This window comes from Aquimarina besae (assembly GCF_042434905.1).
Taxonomy (GTDB): Bacteria; Bacteroidota; Bacteroidia; order Flavobacteriales; family Flavobacteriaceae; genus Aquimarina.
In genome coordinates, this window is sequence record NZ_CP170199.1 from 1,787,638 (window position 1) to 1,808,677 (window position 21,040).

The following is a 21,040-nucleotide window of genomic DNA, read 5'->3' on the forward strand; positions in this document are numbered from 1 at the left end:
GAAGAAGAAAAACTGGAATTTTAGAAAAGAAAACCTTTATACAAAAGTCAGAAGTATGTCTTTTTTTAAAAGTCGAAATACGAAAGAATATGCAAAGTTTTAGAACAGAAATAGAAAACCCGATTGTCCAAAAAGACATTATTGAATTAGCTAATAAAATAGAGCAATTCCATAAAGGGAAGATTGATGAAGAGAAATTTCGTAGCCTTCGTTTAGCTCGTGGAGTATATGGTCAGAGACAAGAAGGAGTACAAATGATTCGTATCAAGTTACCATACGGAAAGGTGTTGAGCAATCAATTACGAAGAATTTGTGAGGTTTCTGATGAATATTCCAGAGGGAGATTGCATATTACTACCCGTCAGGATATCCAGATTCATTATGTGGATCTTAATAGAACCCCAGAACTTTGGGCAGAGTTAGAAAGAGATGATGTAACACTTAGAGAAGCTTGTGGTAATACGGTTCGTAATGTTACGGCTTCAGAAACCGCAGGAATTGATCCAAAAGAACCGTTTGATGTGTCTCCATATGCAGATGCGTTGTTTCGTTTCTTTTTAAGAAATCCGATATGTCAGGAAATGGGGCGTAAGTTTAAGGTTTCCTTTTCTGGAACAGAAGAAGATACAGGCTTATCGTATATGCACGATCTCGGTTTTATCGCTAAAATAGAAAATGGTGTTAGAGGATTTAAAGTAATGCTCGCAGGTGGATTAGGCTCGCAACCAAGACATGCAGATGAATTATATAGCTTTTTACCATCAGATAAAATCATTCCTTTAATGGAAGGAGTATTAAGGGTTTTTGATCGTTACGGAGAGCGAAAAAGTAGAGCTAAAGCAAGAATGAAGTTTTTGGTTAAGGATATTGGTGTAGAAGCTTTCAAAAAACTAGTAGAAGCAGAATATAAAGCAATTGCTCAAAAAACGGTTGCAATCGACGCGGAAGCATATGTGTCATCTGTTCCGGTTTCTGTAGAAATTCCTAAAGTAGAAATTAAGGATCAAGAAGCTTTTGATTTATGGAAATCCACAAATGTAATACCTCAAAAACAAAAGGGATATGTTGCTGTTGGAATCAAGGTTTTACTTGGTGATTTTTATACAGATAAAGCTAGATTGTTGGCTGATTTGGTCGAGAAATATGCTGCTGGAGAAATTAGATTATCACTACGGCAAAATATTTTAATTCCCTTTGTAAAAGAAGGATTGCTCCCGTTTTTTTATCAGGAATTGGAGAAGCTTGGTTTTGTAGAAGCAGGGTATAACAAAGCAGTGGATATTACCGCATGCCCCGGAACCGACACGTGTAACTTAGGAATTGCAAGCAGTACAGGTATTGCTGAGGAGTTAGAAAGAGTAATCAAAACCGAATATCCACAATATTTGGAGAAAGAAGACTTGGTAATCAAAATTAGTGGATGTATGAATGCTTGCGGACAGCATAATATGGCTAATATTGGTTTCCAAGGAATGTCAGTAAGAACCAAAGATAAATTGGTAGCTCCGGCTTTGCAAGTGTTATTAGGAGGAGGAAATTTGGGTGATGGAAAAGGTCGTTTTGCAGATAAAGTTGTAAAAATACCGAGCAGAAGAGGGCCAGAAGCATTACGTAGAATACTTAACGATTTTGAAGAAAATGCAAATGGTAAGACCTTTGTAGACTACTATGCGGATAAAGGAGAAAAATATTTTTATAATTTCCTTACAGATTTATCTAATGTTGATAATCTGACTCAAGAAGATTTTATTGATTGGGGAACAGAAGAGGAATATGTAAAAGCCATTGGAGTTGGAGAATGTGCAGGTGTGGTTATTGATTTAATTGCCACGTTGTTTTTAGAAAGCGAAGAAAAGATTGAGAATGCAAAAGGGTCTTTTGAAAATGGGATATATTCTGATGCAGTATATCATGCCTATAGCTCATTAGTGAATTCTGCTAAAGCATTATTGTTGGCAGAAAATAAAAAGACCAATACGCACGCAGGTATTATTAGTCAATTTGACGAAGAATTTGTTGCTAGTGGAAAGATCAGTCTGGATGGGACATTTGCAGATTTGATATATCAGATTCAAAAAAACGCACCGAGCAAGGATTTTGCGGTGGATTATATCAAAAAAGCAAGCCAATTTTTACAAAAAGTGCAAGCGTTTAGAGCGCTCGAAGTAGAAAATGTATAATATCTTTACAGAGTTGTAAAACCTTTATTATAAGGATAATAAGTAAATAAGAATGAGTGTTAAAACACCAAAATTAACAGTAGTCGGAGCAGGTCCTGGAGATCCGGATTTGATTACCTTAAAAGCAATCAAAGCATTAGAGTCTGCAGATGTGGTGTTGTATGACGCACTCATCAACGAAACTTTATTAGCTTATGCACCTAACGCAGAAAAGATCTTCGTCGGCAAAAGAAAAGGATGTTATGCATATCAGCAAGAACAAATAAATGAATTGATTGTTAGTAGAGCCAAAAGTCACGGGCACGTAGTAAGGTTGAAAGGAGGAGACCCATTTATTTTCGGCCGTGGAGCAGAAGAAATTGACTATGTTCAAGAGTTTGGGGTAGAAACAGATATGGTTCCAGGAATATCGTCATCCTTGGCGGTACCGGCATATCAGGGTATTCCATTGACCAAAAGAGGTTCGTCAGAAAGTTTTTGGGTAATTACCGGAACTACTAAATCCCATAAATTATCACAGGATGTTTGCCTGGCAGCGAAATCGAATGCAACTGTGGTAATTTTGATGGGAATGAGTAAGCTAAACGAAATAGTTAGTATCTTTGCAGCCGAAAATAAACAGGATCTTCCGGTAGCTGTCATACAGAACGGAACTACTGATAATGAGAAGTTTGGATTTGGCTCAATTAGAACTATAGAAGAAGTTGTTTTGGAAAAGGAACTGTCATCACCAGCTATTATTGTGATAGGTGATGTAGTCGAGCAAAGAGCGAAATTAGCTTCAATTTTTAAGGAAATAAAAGAAGAAATCGTATCTTGATAGTTCAGGATAGCTATAAAGATGGAAGAAAGAAATAATTTATATCCGGTTTTTCTGAAAGTTAAAAACCTCGAAATCCTAATCGTAGGAGGAGGAAATGTAGCCGAAGAAAAACTTACGTTCTTATTGAAATCTAGTCCTGATGCTAAAGTAACCTTGGTGTCTCCAATGTATCGAGAAGATACAGTTAGATTGGCAAATAAGTTTGGGGTAGAAATGATTAAAAAGAAATATCACAGACGTTTTCTAAAAGGGAAACATATTGTGATTGCTACTACAGACGTTCCTAAGGTTAATGTACAAGTGTATAAAGACTGCAGAAAAAGAAGTAAATTGGTTAATGTAGCGGACAATCCTCCATATTGTGATTTTTATATGGGAGGTATAGTAACCAAAGGAAATGTGAAAGTGGCTATTTCGACTAATGGAAAGTCACCCACAACAGCCAAACGACTACGTCAGTTTTTTGAAGAAGTGATTCCTGAAAATATTGATGATTTAGTCAAAAATTTAAATGAATATAGAAAAACAATAAAAGGTGATTTCGAGGAAAAAGTGGAAACACTTAATGAATTTACCAAAGGATTAATAGGAAAAAAAGAAGTTGAACATGATCAAGACTGATATTCTAATCATAGGAGCGGGACCAACTGGTTTATTTACCGTTTTTGAAGCTGGATTACTAAAATTAAAAACACATCTTATTGATGCATTACCACAACCAGGCGGTCAATGCTCAGAGATATATCCTAAAAAACCAATATATGATATTCCCGGGTTTCCTGAAATTCTCGCAGGAGATTTAGTGAATAATCTAATGGAACAAATAAAACCCTTTGAACCTGGATTTACCTTAGGAGAAAGGGCTGAAACTATTGAGAAGTTAGAAGATGATACTTTTTTAGTGACTACTAATAAAGGAACACAACACAATGCCCCTGTAGTTGCTATAGCCGGAGGTTTAGGTTCTTTTGAGCCTCGTAAACCACCTATTCCTAACATTATTGATTTTGAAGATAAAGGAGTTGCTTATATTATTCGGGATCCAGAAGTATATAGAGATAAAAGAGTTGTGATTGCAGGAGGAGGTGATTCTGCCTTAGACTGGACTATTTTCTTAGCAGAAGTGGCAAGCGAAGTTACTCTAGTACATAGAAGAAATGAGTTCAGAGGAGCATTAGATTCTGTAGAAAGAGTTGCAGAATTAACTAAGTTAGGTAAAGTAAATCTAATCACCGAAGCAGAAGTAAAAGAAATCAAAGGAGGAGATCACGTAACCGGTGTTGGTATCAAACATAAAACAGAAGGCGATATCAATGTAGATACAGATTATTTCATTCCATTATTCGGATTATCTCCAAAGTTAGGACCCATTGCTAATTGGGGATTAGAAATAGAAAAAAATGCAATTAAAGTCGATAACTCTTACGATTATCAGACTAACATTCCCGGAATATATGCGATCGGAGATGTGAATACCTATAAAGGAAAGTTGAAATTAATTCTTTCGGGATTTCACGAAGCCGCTATTATGTGTCAGAGCGCATATCAAAGAATTTTTCCGGATAAGAAGTATGTAATGAAATACACGACTGTTGGAGGCGTAGAAGGATTTGATGGTTCTAAAAAAGAAGCTAAAAAAGAAGTAGTGAAAGCAATCGTATAAATAAAATAATTTTGTTTTTAGACCTCACAGGTTTTTAAAATCTGTGGGGTCTTTACTTATATTTGCGGAAAATAAACAAAGAAATATGGCAGATGTAACCATAAAAATAAAAGATAGAGAAGGAAAATTGCACGAAGTACAAGCCCCTACCGACATGGCTATGAACCTTATGGAAGTTTGTAAAGCTTATGAGCTTCCTGTAGAAGGTACTTGTGGTGGTATGGCCATGTGTGCATCCTGTCAGTGCTATATTTTGTCGGATCACGAGCTTCCTGAAATGAGTCAGGATGAAGATTTAATGCTTGCCGAAGCTTTTTATGTAGAAGATAATAGCAGATTGGGTTGTCAAATTCCAATTACACCCGAATTAGACGGTTTGGAAATTGAATTAGCTCCAGAATCTTAAAAAAGTATAATAAACTTGCAAAACAAAAGGCTATGCCTTTAATTTGTAACCAGAATAACAGCAAAAGCTGTGCAGTTCTTATAAGTATTTAATAATGTTATCAAGAAAGGTGGAGGGAATAGACCCTGTGAAACCTTAGCAACCCTTTATCTGTTAAAGAAGGTGCTACGTTCTATTCGCTTTAAAGCGAAATAGATAACAATGATATATAGCGTCGCTATTTCCATTTATTTTTCTTGAAACTTATTAGTAATTCTTTAGTTGTAAAGAACTAATTATATTTTGTGATTTCTAACAGTCATATGGGGCTTGTCCAAATATAAACTGAAATTCACGATAATATTAGATTTTAAATGAAAGACATAAAAAAAATATTGGGAGAAAGGATTTTGGTGCTTGATGGCGCTATGGGAACCATGCTACAGCGTCATAAGTTTACAGAAGAAGATTTCAGAGGAGAACGATTTAAAGATTGGGCTGTTCCTGTTCAAGGAAATAATGACTTGTTAAGCATTACGCAACCGGAAGCAATCAAAGAAGTGCATCGTTTATATTTTCAGGCTGGTGCTGATATAGTAGAAACAAATACATTTTCAGGAACAACAATCGCGATGGCAGATTATGAAATGGAAGAGTTGGTTTACGAACTGAATTTTCAATCAGCCAAAATAGCTAAAGAAGTTGCAGATGAATTTACAGCAAAAGAGCCTCATAAACCACGCTTTGTAGCAGGATCCATTGGTCCAACGAATAGAACAGCAAGCATGTCTCCTGATGTAAATGATCCAGGATTTAGAGCCGTCACTTTTGATGAGCTAAGAGTTGCCTATAAGCAACAAGTAGAAGCATTGTTGGATGGTGGCTCGGATATTCTTTTGGTAGAAACTGTTTTTGACACTTTAAATGCAAAAGCAGCACTATTCGCGATAGAAGAAGTGAAGGATGAAAGAAATATAGAAGTTCCTATTATGGTAAGTGGGACCATCACCGATGCAAGTGGTCGTACATTATCGGGACAAACAGCCGAAGCTTTTTTGATTTCGATATCACATATTCCGATGTTATCCGTTGGGTTCAATTGCGCTTTGGGAGCTAGTCAATTGACTCCGCATCTCGAGGTATTAGCCCAAAAAGCAGGTTTTGCGGTTTCCGCACATCCTAATGCAGGATTACCAAATGCGTTTGGTGAGTATGATGAAACTCCAGAACAAATGGCTGATCAGATTAAAGAATATATGGATAAAAGTCTGGTCAATATTATCGGAGGTTGTTGTGGAACCACACCAGAACACATAAAAGCAATTGCCGAATTGGCTAAAAACTATAAACCAAGAAAGTTAACAGTTGATAGTTTTTAGTTTATGGAGTATTTAGAATTAGAGGTTTGGAAAGAATCAAGAATATTAGTTAATATTTTGTATGAAGTAACAAAAGAGTTTCCTAAGGATGAATTATATGGATTAACAAGTCAGATGAGAAGAAGTGCAGTTTCCATACCATCAAATATAGCTGAAGGTTCTGGAAGAAGAACTTCAGCGGATACATTGCAGTTTTTACATGTTTCAAGAGGATCGTTATACGAATTAGAGACACACTCTTATTTGGCTTTGGATCAGAATTATATTCGAATTAAAGATCATGAAATTCTTTTGATCCAGATTTTAAAATGTAAAAAGCTATTAAGTGGATTTATAAACTATTATAAAAAAATAAGGGATGATAGAAAATAAATCACAGAATCTATCAACAGACAACTCTCAACCATCAACTAGAAGGTATTTAAAATTATCTGGGCTAGAGCCTATGATTGTTTCAGCAGAAACGAATTTTATTAATGTTGGAGAGCGGACTAACGTTGCAGGTTCTAGAAAATTCCTTCGTTTAATAAAAGAGGAGAAATTTGATGAAGCTTTAGACATTGCAAGACATCAGGTAGAAGGCGGAGCACAGGTCATCGATATCAACATGGATGACGGCTTGATTGATGGAAAAGAAGCTATGGTAAGGTTTCTAAATCTTATTATGGCAGAACCTGATATTGCTAGAGTTCCTATTATGATAGATAGTTCTAAATGGGATATTATTGAAGCAGGTTTACAAGTTGTTCAAGGAAAATGTGTAGTGAATTCTATAAGTCTTAAAGAAGGAGAAGAAGAATTTATTGCACATGCTAAAAAGATCAAGCGATATGGAGCTGCTGTAATTATTATGGCGTTTGATGAGGTTGGTCAGGCCGATAATTATGAGCGTCGTATAGAAATATCCAAAAGATCCTATGATATTCTAGTGAATCATGTAAATTTTCCTCCGGAGGATATCATATTTGATCTAAATATATTTCCGGTAGCAACCGGAATGGAAGAACATCGAAAAAATGCTATTGATTTTATTGAAGCTACGAGATGGGTTCGAGAGAATCTGCCACATTGTAGCGTAAGTGGAGGTGTAAGTAATGTGTCTTTCTCATTTAGAGGGAATAACCCTGTTCGTGAAGCAATGCATTCGGTGTTTTTATATCATGCTATTCAGGCGGGAATGAATATGGGGATTGTAAATCCTGCAATGCTCGAAGTGTATGACGATATTCCTAAAGATCTGCTTGAGCGTGTAGAAGATGTAATTCTGGATCGCAGAGATGATGCTACAGAAAGGTTGTTAGATTTTGCTGAGACTGTTGTGGGGACTAGTAAAGAAAAAACGGCAGACCTTTCTTGGAGAGAAGAGCCTTTACAAGATAGAATAACCCGAGCGTTGGTAAAAGGAATTGACCAGTATATTGTAGAAGATGTAGAAGAAGCAAGACAAGCTGCGGATAAACCTATCGAAGTAATAGAAGGCAATCTGATGACCGGAATGAATGTTGTTGGGGATTTATTCGGATCAGGTAAAATGTTCTTACCGCAAGTAGTAAAATCTGCCAGAGTTATGAAAAAGGCAGTGGCTCATTTGTTGCCCTATATTGAAGAAGAAAAAAAGAAGAATCCCCAATTGGCTCAAGGAAACGGATCCGCAGGTAAAGTACTGATGGCGACAGTAAAAGGTGATGTTCACGATATCGGTAAAAATATAGTTTCTGTAGTATTGGGATGTAATAATTATGAGATAGTGGATCTTGGAGTAATGGTTCCTCCAGAAAAGATAATCCAGACCGCGATTGATGAACAAGTAGACATTATCGGGCTAAGTGGTTTAATAACCCCATCTTTAGATGAAATGGTGTTTTTGGCCAAAGAAATGGAACGTAGAAATTTTAAGGTGCCATTATTGATAGGTGGAGCAACAACTTCTAAAGCACATACAGCAGTCAAAATCGATCCGCAGTATAAAAATGCAGTGGTACACGTAAACGATGCATCCAGAGCGGTAACAGTAGTTGGAGATTTACTTAATAAGAGAAGTAACCAAAAATATGTAGGAGAACTGAAAGAAGATTATGAAAAGTTCAGAGAAGGTTTCCTTAAAAGAACAAAACAAAAAGAATACTTATCTATAGAAGAAGCAAGAAAAAATAAATATTCAATTGATTGGTCTGCTTCAGAAATTGTTATGCCTAATAAACTAGGTGTTCAGGTTATAGAAGACTTTGATTTGAAGAAACTGGAATCTTATATTGATTGGACTCCTTTTTTTAGGTCTTGGGATTTACATGGTAAATATCCTGCGATATTAACGGATGAGGTCGTTGGTGAACAGGCTATTTCTTTATTCGAAGATGCGAAACAATTGTTAGAAAAAGTATTAGATCAAAAATTATTGAAAGCAAAAGCTGTGTATGGTTTATTTGAGGCAAATACTGTAGACGATGATGATATACAGGTTATATCGGATTCAAATAGCTTTAAGTTTAGAACACTTCGGCAGCAGCTTAAGAAACACGAAGGTAAACCTAATTTTGCACTAGCGGATTTTATTGCGCCCAAAGCATCTGACAAACAGGATTATATCGGATGTTTCTGTGTAACAACAGGTTTTGGAACAAAAGAATTAGCCGAAGCTTTTGAAGCAGATCACGATGATTATAATTCAATCATGATTAAAGCATTGGCGGATCGTTTAGCAGAGGCTTTTGCAGAGTTTTTACATCTAAAAGTACGTAAAGAGGATTGGGGATATGCCAGTGAAGAGGAGCTCTCTAACGATGAATTAATTAAAGAATCTTATAAAGGAATAAGACCGGCACCGGGTTATCCGGCTTGTCCAGATCATCTTGAAAAACTAACCATTTGGGAATTGTTACAAGTGAAAGAAAAAATAGGAGTAGAGCTTACGGAAGGATTGGCCATGTCGCCGGCAGCATCTGTATCAGGTTATTATTTTGCGAATCCCGAAGCAAGATATTTCGGACTGGGCAAAATAAAAGAAGATCAGGTAAAAGATTTTGCAGAAAGAAAAAATGTTGATTTTGAATATGCTAAAAAATGGCTGAGTCCCAATTTGATAGACTAAACTTAACGCTTCTCTGCTCTAGGAGTGTTGCGCTAGGGATAGAAGCGGTATACTTTTTTTACTGTCCTCAGAGTGGAGTCGAAAGGCTTTGGACAGTACAAAAAGATATAGCGAACCTGCCTGCTCACCGCAGTTAGGCGGGTAGCCCGCTTGATCGCCAAAATGTAAAAAATTAAGAACCACAAATTTTAAAAATGAAGGTTACAGATCATATAAAAAATGCAAAAGGAAAAACCTTGTTTTCTTTTGAATTAATTCCTCCTCAAAAAGGCAAAAGCATTCAGGAGCTTTATGATAATATAGATCCGCTAATGGAATTTAAACCTCCTTTTATTGACGTAACAACTTCTAGAGAAGAATTTATTTACATCGACAGAGAAGGGTTATTGGATAAGAAGTTAACCAGGATGCGTCCGGGAACCGTTGGAATTTGTGCATCTATAACCCATAAGTATAATGTAGACACTATTCCACATGTGCTTTGTGGTGGTTTTACCAAAGAAGAAACAGAGTATCTGCTAGTTGATTGTCATTATTTGGGGATCGATAATGTAATGGCGCTTAGGGGTGATGCCATGAAGGAAGAAAAATACTTTAATCCTACAAATGGAGGACATAGCTATGCCAACGAATTGGTAAAACAAATCGTAAATATGAATAACGGACGTTTTCTTCACGAAGTAATTGAAAGTGATAATCAATCTGATTTTTGCATTGGCGTGGCAGGATATCCAGAAAAACATTTGGAAGCACCATCAATGGATGCTGACATCAGAAGATTAAAAGATAAAGTTGATGCAGGAGCGGATTACGTGGTAACACAAATGTTTTTTGACAATAAAAGGTATTTTGCATTTGTAGAAAGGGCAAGAGAAGCAGGAATCACAGTACCTATTATTCCAGGAATTAAACCTGTAGCTGTAAAAAGACATCTGCAGCTTTTACCACAGGTGTTCAAATTAGATATGCCGGATGAATTAGTGAGAGAAGTAGAAAACTGCAAAACAAATAAAGAAGTAAGAGAAGTAGGTATCGAATTCGCAATACAACAGTCTAAAGAATTGATGGAATATGGAGTACCTGTTTTGCATTATTATTCAATGGGTAAATCGGATAATATCAAGAAAATAGCTTCAGAAGTATTTTAATTACTCATAAATAAACTTTTATTTTGTGGCGATGTAATTTAATAAGTGATTTGATGAAAAATAGATTTTTTTTTCTCATCGTTTTCGTTTTTGCTGTTTTTGGATGTAAAAACGATGATGATATTCAGGTGCGAACTGGAGATATAAAAATAACCGTACTAACCGAAAATAATACTACAGTTTTAGGTGCTATTGTTAAAATATTACCTAACGATATTGAAAAAATTACAAATGAAAATGGTGAGGTGTTTTTTGAGGACTTATCTGAGGGTACCTATACTGTTATTGTTAGCGTTCCAGGAGATACAATAAATGAAGAATTTGTTATAGAATCTGGTCAACTTAATTTACTTACCATTTTAGTAGATGGTATAGTGGTTATTGAACCAGATCCTTTGGATATTAATTTTCTTATTAATACTATTTATACCAGATTAAAAGATGATATGCTTTTTGATTCTGGTGGTTACTCAATGTATTGGGGGGATATAGGAGTAGATATCGTTTCGACGAATACTACAGTTTCTTCTATTTATAGAGACTTAGATAAATTTGAACTCACGCCAACCAATTCGATTATAAATGAGGTTTGGGTTAGCCATTATGAAACTATAATAGAAGCTAATACAGGACTAGAATTTCTTGAATTATTTGATCCGATTTCTAATCCAGAGATAGATAAAGAGTTACTTACTGGTGAACTACGATTTTTAAGGGCTTTATTATACTTTAATTTGGTAAAATTATATGGTAATCCAGTTTTGATTACTTCTGGAAATAATATTGATATTAGTAATCCTCCTATCTTCATTCAGGATACAGAACAAGTTTATGATTTGATAGTTGAAGATTTAGAGTATGCTCAAGATAATCTAGTGGTTTCTGGTCCTAATAATAGAGCATCAGTAGCAGCAGCTCAAGCATTGTTGGGTAAGGTATATATCCAAATGGCGGGTTTTCCGCTTTTGCAAACTGATAAGTATCAAAAGGCATTAGAGGAATTTGAAAAGCTTAGAGGTGAGTTCAATTTAGAAACGAATTATGAAGATGTATTTGATGTGTCAAATGAAGTGAATAATAGTGAGGTTATTTTTTCAATAGATTTTAGTGCAGATAACCCTAATGAAGGGAGTAACTATGGTGTGCTTTGGGGTCCTTTGGGATTAGCTATAGAAGATAATCTACTATTGGTTCCTAGTTTCATAGAAAATTATTTTGAAGGTCCGATAGATTTTCCATTAAATACAAATGATCAAAGGTTTAATCAAAATATAGCTACGTTTACAGTACAAAATGGTATGGTAACAAACACTGAAGATATAACCGATTGGCGACCTTATAAATTTAAAAAAAATGTATCATCACCACTTGTTAGAAATGGTGAATCTTTTGATTTTCCTTATTTACGTTATGCGGATATTCTTTTATTGATTGCAGAAGCTGAAAATGCAATTAATGGGCCCACACCGGCTGCTTACGAAGCAGTTAATATGGTTAGAAGACGTGCCTTTGGTGCAGCGAATTATGAATTAACAGAGGGGTTAAATCAAGAAGAATTTTTAGAGGCAATTCTTAAGGAGCGTCAGGTGGAATTGTGTTTCGAGGGACATCGCAAAGATGATCTAATAAGAACACAAAAACTAGAATCAACAATTAATTCCTTTAATAATGAAAACCCAGGAGATGTGAAGGATTTTCAATCTCACGAATTTATCTGGCCAATACCGCAGATTGAGATTAATCTAAATCCCAATACAATTCAAAATCCAGGATATTGATTGTTTTAATAAAACACTTATTTTGTTCTAAGTTTATTTCTAACAGTATGTTAGAATTGACAAGAGCGTTTAAAAAGTATTACTACATTTGTCGGAATGATTTTACGGACTACTATATTTTTTTTTATTATTTCTCTTCAAGGTTTTGCGCAATACAAAGACCAGACAGGTTCTGATCACAATAAAGCATATTATAGTTTCGATGTCAACAACTTCTATGGCACAATTTTAAAACATAATCCAGATATATCACATTTGATCACAGGGCATCCAATGGGGGTTATACTGTCTGCCAACCGAAAAACTTTTGGAACCAAAGAATGGCAACGATTATATAATGCTCCCGATTATGGTGTATCATTTATCTATCAAAACATGGATAATGAGTTCTTGGGTGAAAACTATGGACTCTATGCACATTATAATTTTTATTTCTTTAAACGTATTTTAATGCTGAGATTAGGGCAAGGATTAGCATATACAACAAAGCCTTATGATGAAGATGATAATTTTAGAAATGTTGCCTACGGTTCGCATTTTATGAGTTCTACTTTTGCAATGTTAAACCTTAAAAGAGAAAATTTAATTGGTGGGCTTGGTATTCAGGCTGGTATTGGCGTGATTCACTACTCCAATGCGAATGTTAAAGCACCAAACAAAAGCACGAATACGTTTGTTTTTAATGTAGGTCTTAATTATATATTAGATACCGAATATCCAGAATATGTCGAAAAAGGAAAAGGAGCTGTCAAAGGCACAGAACCTATTGGTTATGGGTTTATATTTAGAGGAGGAATTAATGAAAGTGATGTGGTAGGATCCGGGCAATATCCGTTTTATACTTTTGGAGCTTTTGCAGATAAGCGACTCAATAAAAAGAGTAGTGTTCAATTAGGAGCGGAATTGTTTTTTTCTGAAGCTCTAGAAAGATTTATAGATTTTAGGTCTACAGGTGATTTTGAAGACGGAACTACGGGTGATGAAGATTCAAAAAGAGTTGGAGTCTTTTTAGGACATGAATTAAGAATTAATAAAATATCAATATTAACCCAACTTGGATATTACATTTATTATCCCTATGATTTTGAAGGACAAGTCTATAATCGTTTTGGAGCACGTTATTATTTTAGTAAAAATATATTTGGATCGATTACGGTAAGATCACATGCTGCAAAAGCAGAGGCGGTAGAATTTTCAATTGGATACAGATTATGAAAAAAATAACTCTTGTAGTAATAAGCTTGCTTCTAGTTGCTTGTGATACAGAAAATGCTATCGATTGTTTTCAACGGACGGGTGATATCGTAAGAAAAGAGATCGAAGTTTCAGATTTTACGAGAATCTTGGTGAATCCTGGGGTAGAATTGATTCTTAAAGAAGAACAAGAAACTTCTGTTATTATTGAAACCGGAGATAATTTGCTGGATGAAGTCTCCGCAGTTGTAGAAGGAAATCGTTTAATTTTGACTAATACAAACGACTGTAATTTTGTGCGAGATTTTAATCAAACCAAAATCTTTGTAACTGCTCCAAACATTACAGAAATTAGAAGTGAGACACAGTTTGATATTTCTTCTGATGGAGTTTTAAGATATCCTTCCTTGAGGTTGTTGATAGAGGATTTTAATGAAGATAATGGAGGAAATACTACTGGTACTTTTACCTTGGAAGTAGATAGTCAAAATTTGAGCGTGGTAGGTAATAATATCGGCACTTTTTTTATCAAAGGAAATGTTGAAAATCTGAGTGTTGGTTTTTTCTCTGGCACAGGACGATTCGAAGGTGTAGATCTTCTTGCCCAAAGCGTCTCTATTTTTCATAGAGGTACCAATAAAATTATCGTTAATCCACAACAATCTATTACAGGAGAAATACGAAGTACGGGAGACGTTATTTCAGTGAATGTCCCTCCGAACATTGAGGTGGAAGAATTTTTTACAGGAAAGCTGATATTTAGGTAATTTCTTACATTTTTATAATTTTAGCCTTAAAAAGGGATTTTTCCCGTTTGCTGATTTGAAGTAATCCTGAGCTCATTTGCGTTTTTTTTCATAAGACTTTCTTTTCTATTAATTTATGAATAACTGATAATCAAATTTTTATAACAAAATAATCATTTAAAATCCTGTATTTACCTATTTTTGTATTTATGGTTTTACCATATTTATTTAAAGTTTATACCTCATTGTGTAATGATCTAAATTGCGTAAATTTAATAACCCCGTTTATCTAAGATTTGAATATTAACAAATATGGTATGGCCTATAGCAAAAAGACTACGCCCAGGGATTACGTACACTTAAATGAAAATTATTTACGCCAAGAACTTTATCAGCTGATCAAGAAGGATGATAAAATTTTTGATTTTATTCAAGACTCTGTACTAGATGGTCTATGGTTTTGGGATTTGAATAATCCTGAAAATGAGTGGATGAATAAGAAATTTTGGACTACACTAGGGTATGATCCAACTGAAATGCCACACAAAGCATCGGCTTGGCAGGATATTATTAATCAGGAAGATCTTAAAAAAGCGTTGGATAATTTTGCTAAACATACACAAGATCCCTCCTATCCTTACGATCAGATCGTTCGTTACACTCATAAATTAGGTCATACCGTTTGGATTCGTTGTAAAGGATTTGCCATTCGTGATGATCAGGGAAAACCTATCCGGATGATAGGAGCCCATACAGACGTAACTGAATTAAAAAAAGCAGAAGAAAATCTTCAAAAACAGGTCGAAAAATATGAAGAAATTCTGGATGGAGGTAAATTGGGTACGTGGGAATGGAATCTAAGAACAGGAGAAGTAATTTTTGACGAGCAATGGGCGCAGATAATGGGTTATTCATTATTGGAACTGCAACCTATATCTTTAAATACTTGGGTCAATTTTATGCATCCCTCAGATCACGCAAAATCTACAAAAATACTTCAGTCACATTATGAAGGGCTCACCCCAAATTATGAGTGTGAAGTTAGAATGAAACATAAAAATGGCGAATGGATTTGGGTGCTCATAAAAGGGAAAATAACAAGTTGGGATCAGGAGGGAAATCCCGAATGGTTGGTTGGATCTCACGTAGATATAACTCAAAATAAAAAAGCTCTAGAAAAAAATAGATTATTTGTGAGCCAAGCGCCTAGTGCAATCGCCATGTTTGATAGAGATATGAAATATTTGGCGGCATCGGCAAAATGGTTCGAAGATTATAATATTGAAGGTCAAAATATCATTGGTAAATCACATTATGAGGTATTTCCAAGAATTGACATAAAATGGAAGGCCAATTATGAAGAATGCCTTGAAGGAAATACGTTACAAAAGGATGAGGATTTTTTTGAAAGAGACGACGGAACAAAACAATGGATTTCTTGGGAACTTCGGCCTTGGTATAATACTGAGGGACGTGTTGGTGGTATTTTAATGCATACATCAGATATTACAAAATTAAAGGAAGCTGAAGCAGTTAATGCAGAGAGGAAAGTGTTTTTGGAAGCTATTTTAAATACTATTGATGTAGGGATTGTATCCTGTGATCAAAATGGTAAGTTAACCCTATTTAACAAGGCAACTAAAGAATGGCACGGATTGCCGGTAGAACCGGTCCCCCCCGAGAAGTTATCACAGTATTATGGTCTATATAAATCTGATACGGTGACACCATTATCACCAGAAGATATTCCGTTATTAAGAGCTTTAAAAGGAGAGCACGTTCAGAACGAAGAAATCGTTATTAAACCGACATCAGGAAAAGTTAGGACAGTGGTTACAAATGGTTCGCAGTTAAAAGGGCTTGATGGCGAAATTACAGGCGCGGTCGTAGCTATGCATGATATTAACGATAGGAAGATGGCAGAAGACAAACTGAGAATAAGTGAGGAGGCTTTTAGAGGAAACTTTGAAAATGCTGCCATTGGTATGGCAATTATTGATTTAAATGGAAGATGGGTAGAGGTGAACGAAGCAGTTTGCGAAATGGTCGGTTATCGAAAGGAAGAGTTAACCAATATGACTTTTCACGATATCACGCATCCTGAGGATTTGAAGAAAGATTTAGAATTACTTAAGGAGCTTACAGCAGGAAAAATTCCGTATTACCGCTTAGAGAAGAGATATATTGATAAAACAGGAAAAACAATTTATACACTTTTATCGGTATCAATCGTTAAAGATAAAAATCAAAATCCTCTTTATTATGTCTCTCAGATAATGGATATCAGTAAAAGAATAGGCGTTACTAAAAATCTTCAACGAGCTTTGGCAAAATTAGAAGGCGTTTTGGGGGCTAGTAATAATGTTAGTATTATTTCTACAGATACAGAAGGGTATATCACAACCTTCAATACAGGGGCAGAGAATTTGCTAGGATATAAAAAAGAAGAATTGATTTATAAAGAGATTCTTACCGTCTTGCACCTAGATGAAGAAATAAAAGAAGTGATAAAAGAACTTGCAGAATCTTTAAATGAAAAAATTGAAGGCTTTGATGTATTTTCAAAAATAGCTGACAAAGAAAGTCATTTTACAAGAGAATGGACATATGTTAAAAAAGATGGAACACGGTTCCCGGTGCAATTGACAATAACTCCAATTGAAGAGCAAGGAACCATTATTGGGTATCTAGGCGTTGCCGCTGATATTAGTGAAATTAAAAAAGCAGAAAAAGAACTCAAGTCAATTTTAGAATTGACAGAGGACCAAAACAAGCGCTTACGCAATTTTGCTCATATCGTATCACATAACCTAAAATCTCATGCAGGTAATTTTGAGATGTTGTTAGATATTTACCTTAAGGAGAATCCTGCAGCAAAAGAATCTGAAATTATTCAACTATTTAAAAGCGCCTCAGGTAAGCTTTCAGATACCATAAGACATTTAAATGAGGTAGTTTTAATAAATAATTCAACACTAGGGGATAACCTAACTTCAATTCATCTGAAAGAAGCAATGGATAACGTAGTTCATACGGTTGAAGGTATTGCTATTGATGCTGAGGTGGACATCAAAAATAGTATCCCGGAAGGAATCTTTGTTAAGGGTATTCCGGCCTATTTAGATAGTATTATTCTAAACTTCATAACAAATAGTATTAAATATCGCTCCCCCGAAAGAAAAAGCTTTGTTAATCTAAGTGCTAAAAGTGATGAAGATTTTGTAGTAGTAGTTATAGAGGATAATGGAATCGGAATAGATCTCAAAAAACATAGAAACAAGCTATTTGGGATGTACAAAACATTTCATAATAACCCCGACTCAAGAGGAATAGGATTGTTTATTACGAAAAATCAGGTAGAAGCTCTTGGTGGAAAGATCGAAGTACATAGTAAAATCAATGAAGGAACAACCTTTGAAATATATCTTAAACATGGAGAAATTTAATATAGCCTGCGTAATCGATGATGATCCCATTTTTATATATGGAGTTAAAAAGGTCATGCAAATTATTAATTTTTGTGATAGTGTTTTAGTATACAGTAATGGTCAGGAAGCGCTGGATAATTTAATATCAATCATGTCATTGAAAGATAGTTTGCCAGACGTTATTATTCTAGATCTTAATATGCCGATTTTGGATGGATGGCAATTTCTGGATGAATTTGTCAAACTACCATGCAATAAAAGAATAACTATATATATTGCTTCTTCTTCTATCGATCCGGAAGATACGTTACGAGCAAAATCGTATGAAATGGTGAGTAACTATATAGACAAGCCGATATCAATCAGTGTGTTAACCGATATACTGAATGATTTTAAAGCAGCCAGTTGAATGTTTCATTTCTCTTAAAACCTAGCCTAGCCTTAGATAATTCTTTAGAATTGATGAACAACTTTTAAAATTTTTATGAAGTATGAGAAAGATTGATATTGCCTGCGTTATTGATGATGATCCAATTTTTGTTTTCGGTATTAAGCGAATTATAGAGATTATTGATTTTTGTAATGATCTTCTTGTCTTTAAAAATGGAAAAGAAGCATTAGAAGGTTTGAAATCTATTATTGCTCAAAATCAAAACTTACCAGATGTCATTTTATTAGATTTAAATATGCCAATATTGGATGGATGGCAGTTTCTGGATGAGTTTGTTAAAATCCCCTGCGGAAAGAAAATAACAATTTACATAGTTTCTTCATCTGTGGATCCAGAGGATGTTCATAGAGCAAAATCTTATGAGAGTGTCTGTGATTATATTGTAAAACCAGTTACTGTTAAAGCATTAAAAGAGGTGTTGCATGATTTTGAAAAAGCTAGTTAATATATGTTCACAATTGAATTACTTTGTTAATTCCCTAAATAAACTCTCTAAGTCCTTGTTTTTTCTGGAAAGCTGAAGGATTTTTAGCTCATTATCGTGAGCAAAGTCAAAAACAGCAGAGCGCATATCACTGGTAGTGTCAAAAGTTAATTCATACACAAATCCTTGTATGTTTTTAACATTTTTCACTTTGTCAAGCTTCAATAAAAAAGCCTCTTCAACCCGATAGTCAAATTCGACCTCTACAATTTGATCAGCTTGGTCCATCATCTCGTTGAGGTTTTTATCTGCTACTATTTTACCTTTATTGATGATAATTACCCGATCACACATAGCTTCTACCTCTTGCATGATATGCGTAGAAAGGAAAACTGTTTTTTTCTTACCGACTGATTTGATCAATTCTCTTATTTCTACCAATTGATTTGGGTCAAGTCCGGTTGTCGGTTCATCAAGAATTAATACTTCGGGATCATGTAATAAGGCACAGGCTAAACCAACGCGCTGACGATATCCTTTGGATAATTGATTTATTTTTTTGTTGGCTTCTGGCGTAAGACCGGTTAATTCAATTACTTCTTCAATTCTGGATTTTGAAATTTTATAAACCTGAGCGTTAAAAGTTAAGTACTCTCTTACAAACATCTCTAGATAAAGAGGGTTATGCTCTGGTAGATATCCCACACTTTTTTGTACCGCTGTTGTTTCTGTATGAATGTCAAAACCATTTACCAATGCTTTTCCCTCTGATGGATTCAAAAAGGTAGTTAGAATTTTCATCATTGTTGATTTACCCGCTCCATTGGGACCCAGAAATCCAACAATTTCTCCTTTTTTTACTTCAAAAGTAATTCCTTCTAAAGCATTTTGTTTATTATATATTTTTGAAATATTTGATACTGAAATTGACATAGTTTTCTATCCTGAATCGATTATATTCAAAAGTACATAAATGCATAATTATTGTATGAATATTCAATTAAATTTATAGTTTTTATGCTTAAATACTGGTAAGGTTTGGCTATCTAAAATCAGAATCAACCTATATGTTTGATAATCAGTAAATTGTTTTCACTATAAAAAGAGAATAATTTTAAACCAATACTAATCAAAAAACGTAATGAACCATTTCTTATTTACGTTTTAGCTCCTCTGCGATGTTGTCATAATATTCTTGTGTAAGAACTTCAGTCCACCGTGTAGGTTTATCTCCAGCATATAATGCTAAATAGGTTACATCATTATCTTTAGTGGATGAGTGCCAATGTTCAATATTTTTTTTACATTTTACAATATCTCCGGCTTTGATTACTATAGGTTTTTTTCCTCTTTCCTGATAATATCCTTGGCCATCCAAAATAATTAATACCTGAGGTGATGAGTGTTTGTGCCAATCCAATGTTGAGTTTGCTCTAAATGTTGCTTTTGTAATATTATATTTCAAATCTTCATCATCCTTAAACAATGAACTCAACCATGCTTCTCCAATATAATGTGTATTGGGCGCTTTAGTGCCTTCATCTAAATAAGAAGTAATATGATACTGAGAGCTTTGAGAAAAAATAATTATTGGAAACAATAAAGCTAATATGGAAGAGGCTTTTTTCATAACTAAGTAATTCATAATGAAAGTTAATAAAAATATATACAAGTTTCTATCGATTTTACGTGTAAAACCTAAAGAATTAAGAATTTAAAAAATTATCCTTATTTCTAGATGTAAAACTCAGAAGAATGTTTGATTTCTTTTAAAACAAAGGTGCTGTTTAGGACTCCAATATTCTCAATTTTAGAAAGTTTTGTCTTTACAAAATCGTGATATTCTTCTAAACTTTGGGTGTGAATTTTTAATATGAAATCTACCTGACCAGCCATATGATAACACTCCTGAACTTCTTCTAAATTTTGGATTTGTTCTTCAAACTTTTCAATAAACGCTTCGTTGTGGTAGCGCATAGATACCTGACAAATGGTTGTGATTGATTTGTTTATAAGTTTTTTATCAAGGATTGCTACATATTTTTTAATGAATCCTTGTTTTTCTAATCTTCTAACTCGCTCATAAACAGGAGAAGGGGTCAGGTTGAGAATCTTTGCTATTTCTTTAGCGGTTTTTTTAGAATCTTTCTGAAGGATTCTTAAAATAGTAATGTCTGTTTGATCTAATTGCTCCATAATATAGTCAAAAAAATTACTTTAATAAGTAAAATTAGTATATGATTAAAGTAAATATAACTTTTTAATTATAAAAATAAAGGAATAATTACTTAGTTTATGTGAATTTTCGGATATAAAAGTCGTTATTCTTATTTTAGTAAGTGAATAATGCTGT

18 protein-coding genes and 1 riboswitch are annotated in these 21,040 nt (G+C 34.5%); of the genes, 15 read left to right on the top strand and 3 right to left on the bottom strand.

Going from position 1 to position 21,040, the window contains the following annotated elements; all coding sequences use genetic code 11:
• Positions 1-89: 89 nt before the first annotated feature.
• The 15 genes from ACE94K_RS07700 to ACE94K_RS07770 all read left to right on the top strand — a co-directional run bounded on the left by ACE94K_RS07700 (position 90) and on the right by ACE94K_RS07770 (position 18,708).
• A complete protein-coding gene (locus tag ACE94K_RS07700; RefSeq protein WP_378182322.1) occupies positions 90-2,180 on the top strand; it encodes a HEPN domain-containing protein in 2,091 nt (696 codons plus the stop codon).
• A gap of 52 nt (positions 2,181-2,232) precedes the next feature.
• A complete protein-coding gene (gene cobA, locus ACE94K_RS07705) occupies positions 2,233-3,000 on the top strand; it encodes a uroporphyrinogen-III C-methyltransferase (protein ID WP_378182325.1) in 768 nt (255 codons plus the stop codon).
• A gap of 21 nt (positions 3,001-3,021) precedes the next feature.
• Complete coding sequence (locus ACE94K_RS07710) at positions 3,022-3,624, top strand: bifunctional precorrin-2 dehydrogenase/sirohydrochlorin ferrochelatase (RefSeq protein ID WP_378182328.1); 603 nt, start codon at positions 3,022-3,024, stop codon at positions 3,622-3,624.
• Positions 3,611-4,666 carry an NAD(P)/FAD-dependent oxidoreductase gene (locus tag ACE94K_RS07715; RefSeq protein ID WP_378182331.1) on the top strand — a complete coding sequence of 352 codons (1,056 nt, stop codon included), beginning with the start codon at positions 3,611-3,613 and terminating at the stop codon, positions 4,664-4,666. The genes ACE94K_RS07710 and ACE94K_RS07715 overlap by 14 nt, the downstream gene beginning before the upstream one ends.
• Before the next feature lie 85 nt (positions 4,667-4,751).
• Positions 4,752-5,072 (top strand): 2Fe-2S iron-sulfur cluster-binding protein, encoded by a 321-nt coding sequence (locus ACE94K_RS07720; RefSeq protein ID WP_378182334.1) that lies wholly within the window; start codon positions 4,752-4,754, stop codon positions 5,070-5,072.
• A 94-nt stretch (positions 5,073-5,166) separates the two neighbouring features.
• Positions 5,167-5,274: riboswitch (SAM riboswitch) on the top strand.
• Between the two features lie 151 nt (positions 5,275-5,425).
• Positions 5,426-6,430, top strand: coding sequence for a homocysteine S-methyltransferase family protein (locus tag ACE94K_RS07725; RefSeq protein ID WP_378182337.1), 1,005 nt, complete (start codon positions 5,426-5,428; stop codon positions 6,428-6,430).
• Between the two features lie 3 nt (positions 6,431-6,433).
• The gene (locus ACE94K_RS07730; RefSeq protein WP_378182340.1) at positions 6,434-6,802 is read left to right on the top strand and encodes a four helix bundle protein; all 369 of its coding nucleotides are present in this window, start codon (positions 6,434-6,436) and stop codon (positions 6,800-6,802) included.
• Positions 6,789-9,518, top strand: a complete 2,730-nt coding sequence (gene metH, locus ACE94K_RS07735; RefSeq protein WP_378182342.1) for a methionine synthase — start codon at positions 6,789-6,791, stop codon at positions 9,516-9,518. Before ACE94K_RS07730 ends, metH begins: the two co-directional genes overlap by 14 nt.
• Positions 9,519-9,712: 194 nt before the next feature.
• Entirely contained in the window at positions 9,713-10,666 is a 954-nt protein-coding gene (gene metF / locus ACE94K_RS07740; RefSeq protein ID WP_378182345.1) for a methylenetetrahydrofolate reductase [NAD(P)H], read from the top strand.
• A gap of 53 nt (positions 10,667-10,719) precedes the next feature.
• Entirely contained in the window at positions 10,720-12,444 is a 1,725-nt protein-coding gene (locus ACE94K_RS07745; protein ID WP_378182348.1) for a RagB/SusD family nutrient uptake outer membrane protein, read from the top strand.
• 96 nt (positions 12,445-12,540) lie between these two features.
• Positions 12,541-13,659, top strand: coding sequence for an acyloxyacyl hydrolase (locus ACE94K_RS07750; RefSeq protein WP_378182351.1), 1,119 nt, complete (start codon positions 12,541-12,543; stop codon positions 13,657-13,659).
• Positions 13,656-14,405: a head GIN domain-containing protein gene (locus tag ACE94K_RS07755; protein WP_378182354.1), complete on the top strand. Its 750-nt coding sequence runs from the start codon at positions 13,656-13,658 to the stop codon at positions 14,403-14,405. The genes ACE94K_RS07750 and ACE94K_RS07755 overlap by 4 nt, the downstream gene beginning before the upstream one ends.
• A gap of 296 nt (positions 14,406-14,701) precedes the next feature.
• Positions 14,702-17,830, top strand: a complete 3,129-nt coding sequence (locus ACE94K_RS07760) for a PAS domain S-box protein (protein ID WP_378182357.1) — start codon at positions 14,702-14,704, stop codon at positions 17,828-17,830.
• Positions 17,817-18,221: a two-component system response regulator gene (locus ACE94K_RS07765; RefSeq protein WP_378182360.1), complete on the top strand. Its 405-nt coding sequence runs from the start codon at positions 17,817-17,819 to the stop codon at positions 18,219-18,221. The genes ACE94K_RS07760 and ACE94K_RS07765 overlap by 14 nt, the downstream gene beginning before the upstream one ends.
• 82 nt (positions 18,222-18,303) lie before the next feature.
• On the top strand, positions 18,304-18,708 hold the full coding sequence (locus ACE94K_RS07770) for a response regulator (RefSeq protein ID WP_378182362.1): 405 nt from the start codon (positions 18,304-18,306) through the stop codon (positions 18,706-18,708).
• Between the two features lie 18 nt (positions 18,709-18,726).
• Here ACE94K_RS07770 and gldA read toward each other — a convergent pair whose 3' ends face one another.
• From gldA to ACE94K_RS07785, 3 genes are all read right to left on the bottom strand, one after another.
• Complete coding sequence (gene gldA, locus ACE94K_RS07775) at positions 18,727-19,620, bottom strand: gliding motility-associated ABC transporter ATP-binding subunit GldA (protein ID WP_378182365.1); 894 nt, start codon at positions 19,618-19,620, stop codon at positions 18,727-18,729.
• Positions 19,621-19,840: 220 nt separating this feature from the next.
• The gene (locus tag ACE94K_RS07780; protein WP_378182368.1) at positions 19,841-20,332 is read right to left on the bottom strand and encodes a cupin domain-containing protein; all 492 of its coding nucleotides are present in this window, start codon (positions 20,330-20,332) and stop codon (positions 19,841-19,843) included.
• A gap of 89 nt (positions 20,333-20,421) precedes the next feature.
• Complete coding sequence (locus ACE94K_RS07785) at positions 20,422-20,883, bottom strand: Lrp/AsnC family transcriptional regulator (protein ID WP_378182371.1); 462 nt, start codon at positions 20,881-20,883, stop codon at positions 20,422-20,424.
• Positions 20,884-21,040: the final 157 nt, after the last annotated feature.

Excerpts from the sequence above, each read along its gene's own strand:
- metH (WP_378182342.1), top strand. The coding sequence starts at position 6,789 with ATGATAGAAAATAAATCACAGAATCTATCAACAGACAACTCTCAACCA.
- metF (WP_378182345.1), top strand. The coding sequence starts at position 9,713 with ATGAAGGTTACAGATCATATAAAAAATGCAAAAGGAAAAACCTTGTTT.
- ACE94K_RS07755 (WP_378182354.1), top strand. The coding sequence starts at position 13,656 with ATGAAAAAAATAACTCTTGTAGTAATAAGCTTGCTTCTAGTTGCTTGT.
- ACE94K_RS07725 (WP_378182337.1), top strand. The coding sequence starts at position 5,426 with ATGAAAGACATAAAAAAAATATTGGGAGAAAGGATTTTGGTGCTTGAT.
- ACE94K_RS07785 (WP_378182371.1), bottom strand. The coding sequence starts at position 20,883 with ATGGAGCAATTAGATCAAACAGACATTACTATTTTAAGAATCCTTCAG.
- gldA (WP_378182365.1), bottom strand. The coding sequence starts at position 19,620 with ATGTCAATTTCAGTATCAAATATTTCAAAAATATATAATAAACAAAAT.
- ACE94K_RS07760 (WP_378182357.1), top strand. The coding sequence starts at position 14,702 with ATGGCCTATAGCAAAAAGACTACGCCCAGGGATTACGTACACTTAAAT.
- cobA (WP_378182325.1), top strand. The coding sequence starts at position 2,233 with ATGAGTGTTAAAACACCAAAATTAACAGTAGTCGGAGCAGGTCCTGGA.
- ACE94K_RS07730 (WP_378182340.1), top strand. The coding sequence starts at position 6,434 with ATGGAGTATTTAGAATTAGAGGTTTGGAAAGAATCAAGAATATTAGTT.
- ACE94K_RS07710 (WP_378182328.1), top strand. The coding sequence starts at position 3,022 with ATGGAAGAAAGAAATAATTTATATCCGGTTTTTCTGAAAGTTAAAAAC.
- ACE94K_RS07715 (WP_378182331.1), top strand. The coding sequence starts at position 3,611 with ATGATCAAGACTGATATTCTAATCATAGGAGCGGGACCAACTGGTTTA.
- ACE94K_RS07765 (WP_378182360.1), top strand. The coding sequence starts at position 17,817 with ATGGAGAAATTTAATATAGCCTGCGTAATCGATGATGATCCCATTTTT.
- ACE94K_RS07750 (WP_378182351.1), top strand. The coding sequence starts at position 12,541 with ATGATTTTACGGACTACTATATTTTTTTTTATTATTTCTCTTCAAGGT.
- ACE94K_RS07700 (WP_378182322.1), top strand. The coding sequence starts at position 90 with ATGCAAAGTTTTAGAACAGAAATAGAAAACCCGATTGTCCAAAAAGAC.
- ACE94K_RS07720 (WP_378182334.1), top strand. The coding sequence starts at position 4,752 with ATGGCAGATGTAACCATAAAAATAAAAGATAGAGAAGGAAAATTGCAC.
- ACE94K_RS07770 (WP_378182362.1), top strand. The coding sequence starts at position 18,304 with ATGAGAAAGATTGATATTGCCTGCGTTATTGATGATGATCCAATTTTT.
- ACE94K_RS07745 (WP_378182348.1), top strand. The coding sequence starts at position 10,720 with ATGAAAAATAGATTTTTTTTTCTCATCGTTTTCGTTTTTGCTGTTTTT.
- ACE94K_RS07780 (WP_378182368.1), bottom strand. The coding sequence starts at position 20,332 with ATGAATTACTTAGTTATGAAAAAAGCCTCTTCCATATTAGCTTTATTG.